This is a genomic window from Pararhizobium antarcticum, from assembly GCF_001885585.1.
In the GTDB taxonomy this organism is placed as follows: Bacteria; Pseudomonadota; Alphaproteobacteria; order Rhizobiales; family Rhizobiaceae; genus Pararhizobium; species Pararhizobium antarcticum.
In genome coordinates, this window is the sequence record NZ_LSRP01000061.1 from 1 (window position 1) to 739 (window position 739).

The 739-nt window shown below is 63.3% G+C and carries 1 pseudogene; it reads right to left on the minus strand.

Annotation, left to right across the window (positions count from 1 at the left end):
- Window positions 1–739, minus strand: a pseudogene (locus AX760_RS05500) (IS5 family transposase); the annotation flags it as partial.

Here is a 739-nt window from a genome sequence, read left to right on the forward strand (position 1 = left end):
GTAACTCTCGCTTGAGACATGACCGGCCCTTTCCCCGTATTTGTCCGGCTACGCGAACGATCTCGGCAGTGCCGAGGGCGTTGAAACGGTTCATCAGTGCGACGCGGATCTGGATTTCGGCGGTCTGGCGATCGGGGTCTCTTGCGGCAATGCGCTCACCGAAGGCCTTGAGGCAACGCATCTTGGCCTCGATCCTGCTGCGGGCGTGGTATCCGGTCCAGCGTTTCCAGAACACCCGGCCGTAGTGCCGGGTGGCGCGCAGGGTTTCGTTTCTGTCGGTTGCGGCTGGGCAGTCCTCTTTCCACGGCCGCCCATTCTTGCGGATCGGAATGATCGCGGTGGCCTGCCGGTCGATGATCGCCGTATGGCAGCGGCGCGTGTCATAGGCGCCGTCAGCAGTCACAGTGCCGATCTCTTCGCCTATTGGGATCTGGTCCAGCAACTCCGGCAGCACCGGGCTGTCACCGTCGTTGCTGGGGGTGAATTCCACCGCCCGGATGTCCGAAGTTGCGGTGTCCATGGCCAGATGCACCTTGCGCCATTGACGACGGCCTTGAACGCCGTGCTTTCGGGCCTGCCACTCACCGTGCCGAGGAACTTGATTCCGGTGCTGTCCACCAAGAGGTTGAGCGGGCCATCGGCGCTGCGGCAAGGGATCTGGACGGAGAGGGTCTTCTGCCGCCGGCACAGGGTCGTATAGTCCGGCACACCCCAGTCCAGGTCAGCCATCTTCAGCAGG